General features: G+C 44.7%; 7 protein-coding genes. 2 read left to right on the plus strand and 5 right to left on the minus strand.

Translation table 11 applies throughout. The features are described from left to right. Nucleotides 1-226 precede the first annotated feature (226 nt). From F8N00_RS16250 to F8N00_RS16260, 3 genes are all read right to left on the minus strand, one after another. Nucleotides 227-796, minus strand: coding sequence for an HTH-type transcriptional regulator Hpr (locus F8N00_RS16250; RefSeq protein WP_023467344.1), 570 nt, complete (start codon nt 794-796; stop codon nt 227-229). A gap of 83 nt (nt 797-879) precedes the next feature. Further along, nucleotides 880-1,221, minus strand: a complete 342-nt coding sequence (locus F8N00_RS16255) for a hypothetical protein (RefSeq protein ID WP_023467345.1) — start codon at nt 1,219-1,221, stop codon at nt 880-882. 114 nt (nt 1,222-1,335) lie between these two features. Then, the gene (locus F8N00_RS16260; RefSeq protein WP_023467346.1) at nt 1,336-1,761 is read right to left on the minus strand and encodes an HIT family protein; all 426 of its coding nucleotides are present in this window, start codon (nt 1,759-1,761) and stop codon (nt 1,336-1,338) included. A gap of 128 nt (nt 1,762-1,889) precedes the next feature. Between F8N00_RS16260 and F8N00_RS16265 the strand changes: the two genes are divergently transcribed. Beyond that, nucleotides 1,890-2,942 carry a hypothetical protein gene (locus F8N00_RS16265; protein WP_421018587.1) on the plus strand — a complete coding sequence of 351 codons (1,053 nt, stop codon included), beginning with the start codon at nt 1,890-1,892 and terminating at the stop codon, nt 2,940-2,942. 36 nt (nt 2,943-2,978) lie between these two features. Here F8N00_RS16265 and F8N00_RS16270 read toward each other — a convergent pair whose 3' ends face one another. Then, nucleotides 2,979-3,230 (minus strand): GlsB/YeaQ/YmgE family stress response membrane protein, encoded by a 252-nt coding sequence (locus F8N00_RS16270; RefSeq protein ID WP_023467348.1) that lies wholly within the window; start codon nt 3,228-3,230, stop codon nt 2,979-2,981. A 33-nt stretch (nt 3,231-3,263) separates the two neighbouring features. Continuing rightward, nucleotides 3,264-3,512, minus strand: a complete 249-nt coding sequence (locus F8N00_RS16275) for a GlsB/YeaQ/YmgE family stress response membrane protein (RefSeq protein ID WP_023467349.1) — start codon at nt 3,510-3,512, stop codon at nt 3,264-3,266. Between the two features lie 328 nt (nt 3,513-3,840). Between F8N00_RS16275 and F8N00_RS16280 the strand changes: the two genes are divergently transcribed. Then, nucleotides 3,841-4,575, plus strand: coding sequence for an ABC transporter ATP-binding protein (locus F8N00_RS16280; protein WP_023467350.1), 735 nt, complete (start codon nt 3,841-3,843; stop codon nt 4,573-4,575). The last annotated feature ends 101 nt before the right edge of the window (nt 4,576-4,676 follow it).

Raw genomic sequence — 4,676 nt, forward strand, 5'->3', positions numbered from 1 at the left:
TCTCGTGGGCTCGGAGATGTGTATAAGAGACAGGCTGTATCTTGTCATGACAAGAGATACTTGCTCTTTTCCATGCTATCACATCCAAGTAGTCGGTTGAGGATAATTTTTATGGGAAATTGTGAGGGAAATAACGCTCTTGAGACATAGTAGTAATGTCCTTGTCATGAGGAAAAAAGACCTAAAAAAAGCATTCTAGCTAGAGGCTAAAACGCTTTTGGTAAGGTTATGCTTTTTTGATTGAGTCCATGACTGGATCTTGAGGGCGACGATCTGCTTCTTCTGTGATCATCTTTGATGTCTCAGCGAATATGTCCATGAAGCTGTCGCCATACAAGCGACGTACGATCGCAGAAATGTCCGTTAATTCCGGGAACTTCCCGTACAATTCCTGAAGAGGAAGTGATGCACGGAAGACACCGTTTTCTTCAGGGCGGAACGCTTGAATCGTCTCAAGCAAGAGTGATTCGCCCTCTGGTGTCAACTGGACGTAGGTATTTCGTTTATCTGTTTCCTTTTTCGAGAACGTCAACAATCCGCGGTCTTCTAACTTCTTCGAGAAGTTGAATGCCGTCGAGACGTGCATGACACCATATTTCGCGATCTCTGAAATCGAGGCACCGCCTAGCGCGTGCGAAATCCACAAGATATGATGTTCATTGATGTTCAGATCAAAGGGCTTGATCCAATTTTGCCAATCTTTTTCTACCGTTTTCCATAGTGCTTTGCTTAACTGGACAATCTTGTGGCTATACAACAAAGCCTCTTGTCCAGGATATAACTTTTCGTGTTCCATATCTGACTCATCCTTTCGAAAGGTGACAATGGCTCAAACGCGCAAAATGCAAACTATACAAAAACAAATCGAAGCAACGGATCTTACTTTTGTGGAGAAAGCTGGTCTGCTTCCTGTTTCGCTTCATCAGCGAGAGACTGGATCTTCGTGAGCGATGCTTGGACTTCCGTTTGGTATTCCGAGACGCTCTGCATGACTTCTTCTTTGAAGTGCATACCAGACGCTTTTGCTGTCTCTACTAAGTTCTTGCCCTCCTGGGTCAAATCCTGCACATTCGTTACGATTGTAGAATAAGAATTTCGACGTTGATGACCGTTCGAAGAGTCGCTTTTCGTACCTTGGCGAAGCGCCTTCAGACCGTAAAAAGTCACAAGTGTTAGCGTAGCACCAAAAGCGACCCAGTTACGGGCGGGACGCTTCGACATATTGAACCTCCTTTTTAATATTAAAATATTTGTTTCATATTATTTTACCGAAAATCGAATGAAAGAAACCTATTTCGGCAATATTTTTCTAAGAATAGAAGAAAAAGAACAGACTTAGATGCGAGAAGCGATCGAGTTAGCGAGTTCAGCTAATTCCTCTGCCGTGTAATCGTCATTATGAACTTCCCATTTTGCACCGAAACCGTCTTGTTTATCGTGACGCGGAATGAGGTGCAGGTGGAAGTGAGAGACCGATTGACCCGCTACTTTTCCTGTATTCGATAAGAGATTCATGCCAGCTGCCTCTGTCTCTTGTTGAAGCGCACGACTGATTTGCGGGATCGTCGCAAATACGTCTTGTGCTTGTTCAGGAGAGAGATCATACAAATTATCGGCATGTTGTTTTGGGATGACGAGCGTATGTCCTTTCGTCACTTGTGACAGGTCAAGGAAAGCGAGAACTTGTTCGTTCTCGAATACGATATGACCAGGGACTTCTTTGCGAGCAATTTTACAGAAGATACATGACTCTTTTTGCATGGAACGTTCACTCCCTTGGGTAAGATAATATTAGTATACGGAAAGTTTCCGACTTCCGCACGATTGACAGTCAAATTGAACCCGATACACTTAGAAACATACAGCTACTGAAGGAAGGAGCGAATTGCATGGCATCACGAGTAGCCTCGACGGCACAAAAAAAACGAAAACGGCGCCTGCTCGTCGGTAGCGTCATCATCGTCGGTCTTTTCTTATTCGTTGCCTTTTGGTTTGGACGTAACATGCAAGAAGCGGCGAGAATGGAGAAAACAGACGAGCGTCTTGCTACCTTGTTAAAGGAAAAGGATCAGCGTGGATTCCAACAACTCGTCACGATGAATGGTAAGTCACTACCGATGAGTGAAGCGACGCGACTCGTTAATTGGTTGACGGCTGACTCAGAACGGACGGGCCGGGTCATCGCACAAGTCAAACAGGATCAAGGCGCAGGGAAGCAAGTGAAGACACATCTGTTTTCGCTTCAAGAAGAAGATGGATGGCTTTGGTATGACCGGTACTCTCTCGATGTGAATCCTCAGCGGTTAACCGTTTCAAGTGATTTACCGGGAACGAAGATTTCATTAGATGGAGAAGAAGTCGGGACGATTGATCAGAAATCCCTTGAACTCAAGCGATCTCCTGGAGAGTACGATGTTCAAGCAAGTGCGGAACAATCCGGACAGACCGTCCAGGAATCAAAGACTGTACAACTCGGAGATGAACCGAACGCGACAGTCGACTTTAAATTGGCTGATCGATTCAATACGACCGTTTCGAACGAATATGCAGTCGATATCAAAACGTTACTTGAGACGGAAGTGAAAGCCCGGACTGGAAAAAGTATCGATACGATGACTGGCTATCTCGGACGTTCGCGTGACTCGTTCGAGAATACGTTCGGCACGCCTGATTCGACCGTTGCCAATCGAGCACGATACGATGGATATGAAGTGACCTATCAATCGGGGCAGGTGGAAGAATTGCTAATCCGATTAAATAAGACTCCAGATGAGTTAGAAGCCATCGCTGGAAAACCAGAACGAAAGAAGCGCGAGCAAGTCGGTACCGTTTGGGAATATCCGTCTAGTTTTCTCGAAGGTGTGTTCGAATGGTTGAACTTACGAGCAGAAAAACGAGTCGTCGAGCGAGAGGACGGTATGTGGTTACAATTAAAAGACTAAAAAAATCCTCGGACTAGAACGTCCGAGGATTTTTGGTTATCGTTTATTCACCGCACGGAGAATGAACGATACGATAAGGATAAGAATGATAGCTCCGAGTAAAGCAGGAACGATTGCGAATCCGGCAACCATTGGACCCCAGTTTCCGAATAATGCTTGACCGATCAATGCACCAACAAAACCAGCGATGATGTTACCAATGATACCGCCTGGAACATCCTTACCTAAAATCAAGCTTGCTAGCCAACCAATAATACCACCGACGATTAACGCCCATAAGAATCCCATTTAAAACACTCCTTTTCAATTTAAGATCTATGATTACTTACGTACTGCCCGGAGAATAAGTGAGACGATGAAGATCAAGATGACTGCTCCGAGAATAGCCGGAATGACTGCGAAACCAGCAATTTTTGGTCCCATTGAACCAAAGATGGCTTGACCGATCATCGAACCGATGAAACCAGCGATAATGTTACCGATGATGCCACCCGGTACGTCTTTCCCGATAATTAAACTTGCGATCCAACCGATGAGACCACCAATGATGAGTGCCCATAAGAAACCCATTTCTAAACATCTCCTCTACATATTAGTTTTACCTGTTTTCAGGCAGTTATAAACACGTGTGAAAATGAAAAAATCTGAAATCGTTCATTCTTTAGTTCATTCTTTAAATGACTAGACGATTAGACCACTTGATAGAGAATGAATAGACGATTCATTGATTTCACTTTCAATTTACATGTAAATCGTTTTCATATATTGATGTAACGATTACACTTAGAGTAATTGCCGAAAAAACAAGTATTAAAACATTATATTTTAAAAAACTAGGCGTTACGCTAGAAAAACGAAGCGAGTCTACTTTACGATGAGCCTAAAGGGAGTGGCAGATATGTTATTAGACATTAAAGATTTGTCAGGAGGATACGGATCAAAAACCGTTCTGCATGACATCAATATCGAAGTCGACCGAGGTGAACTCGTCGGTCTAATTGGGTTGAACGGTGCCGGAAAATCAACGACGATCAAGCATATCCTTGGTCTTTTACCGGTCAAGACGGGATCGGTTCGAATCAATGGATTGGATTTAACGACGAACGAAACCGAGTATCGTCGCCAAGTGGCGTATATTCCGGAGCAGCCGATGTTATATGAACAACTGACGTTACGGGAGCACCTTCGTCTGATGGCGCAAGGATATGACGTCGAAGAAGCAATCGCGACAGAACGCGCGCAACATTATGCTGAACGACTTCGAATGACGAAGCAACTCGAATGGTTTCCAAGTGTCTTCTCAAAAGGGATGAAGCAAAAAGCGATGATTTTATGTGCACTCGTCACAGGCAGTGAACTGTTGATCGTCGATGAACCGTTCGTTGGACTTGATCCACTGGCAATCCGAGAGTTACTTCAGATTTTTAGTGAACTGAAGCAGGACGGTAAGGGGATCTTAATGTCGACGCATATTCTTGAGACAGCCGAGCGTCACTGTAACCGATTCGTGCTCTTACATGAGGGGCACATTGCAGCAGAGGGAACGACAGCTGCTTTACGCGCACGATATGGACTGCAAGATGGAACGCTGGATGATCTGTACGTTGCCGCGATCGAGGAGGCGGAACGATGAACAGCCAGTCCTTATGGAAGGAACGCTACCAGGCGGCGATGACGGAAACGGTGAAATATACAAGGTACATGGCGAATGGCGGACTGTTATTTACCGTTTAC

Origin of the sequence: Exiguobacterium sp. A1_3_1 (genome assembly GCF_048985645.1) — a bacterium.
GTDB classification, from domain to species: Bacteria; Bacillota; Bacilli; order Exiguobacteriales; family Exiguobacteriaceae; genus Exiguobacterium_A; species Exiguobacterium_A indicum.

Bases quoted from the DNA above. Each gene is read 5' to 3' on its own strand.
- F8N00_RS16250 (WP_023467344.1), bottom strand. From the start codon at position 796: ATGGAACACGAAAAGTTATATCCTGGACAAGAGGCTTTGTTGTATAGC.
- F8N00_RS16255 (WP_023467345.1), bottom strand. From the start codon at position 1,221: ATGTCGAAGCGTCCCGCCCGTAACTGGGTCGCTTTTGGTGCTACGCTA.
- F8N00_RS16260 (WP_023467346.1), bottom strand. From the start codon at position 1,761: ATGCAAAAAGAGTCATGTATCTTCTGTAAAATTGCTCGCAAAGAAGTC.
- F8N00_RS16265 (WP_421018587.1), top strand. From the start codon at position 1,890: ATGGCATCACGAGTAGCCTCGACGGCACAAAAAAAACGAAAACGGCGC.
- F8N00_RS16270 (WP_023467348.1), bottom strand. From the start codon at position 3,230: ATGGGATTCTTATGGGCGTTAATCGTCGGTGGTATTATTGGTTGGCTA.
- F8N00_RS16275 (WP_023467349.1), bottom strand. From the start codon at position 3,512: ATGGGTTTCTTATGGGCACTCATCATTGGTGGTCTCATCGGTTGGATC.
- F8N00_RS16280 (WP_023467350.1), top strand. From the start codon at position 3,841: ATGTTATTAGACATTAAAGATTTGTCAGGAGGATACGGATCAAAAACC.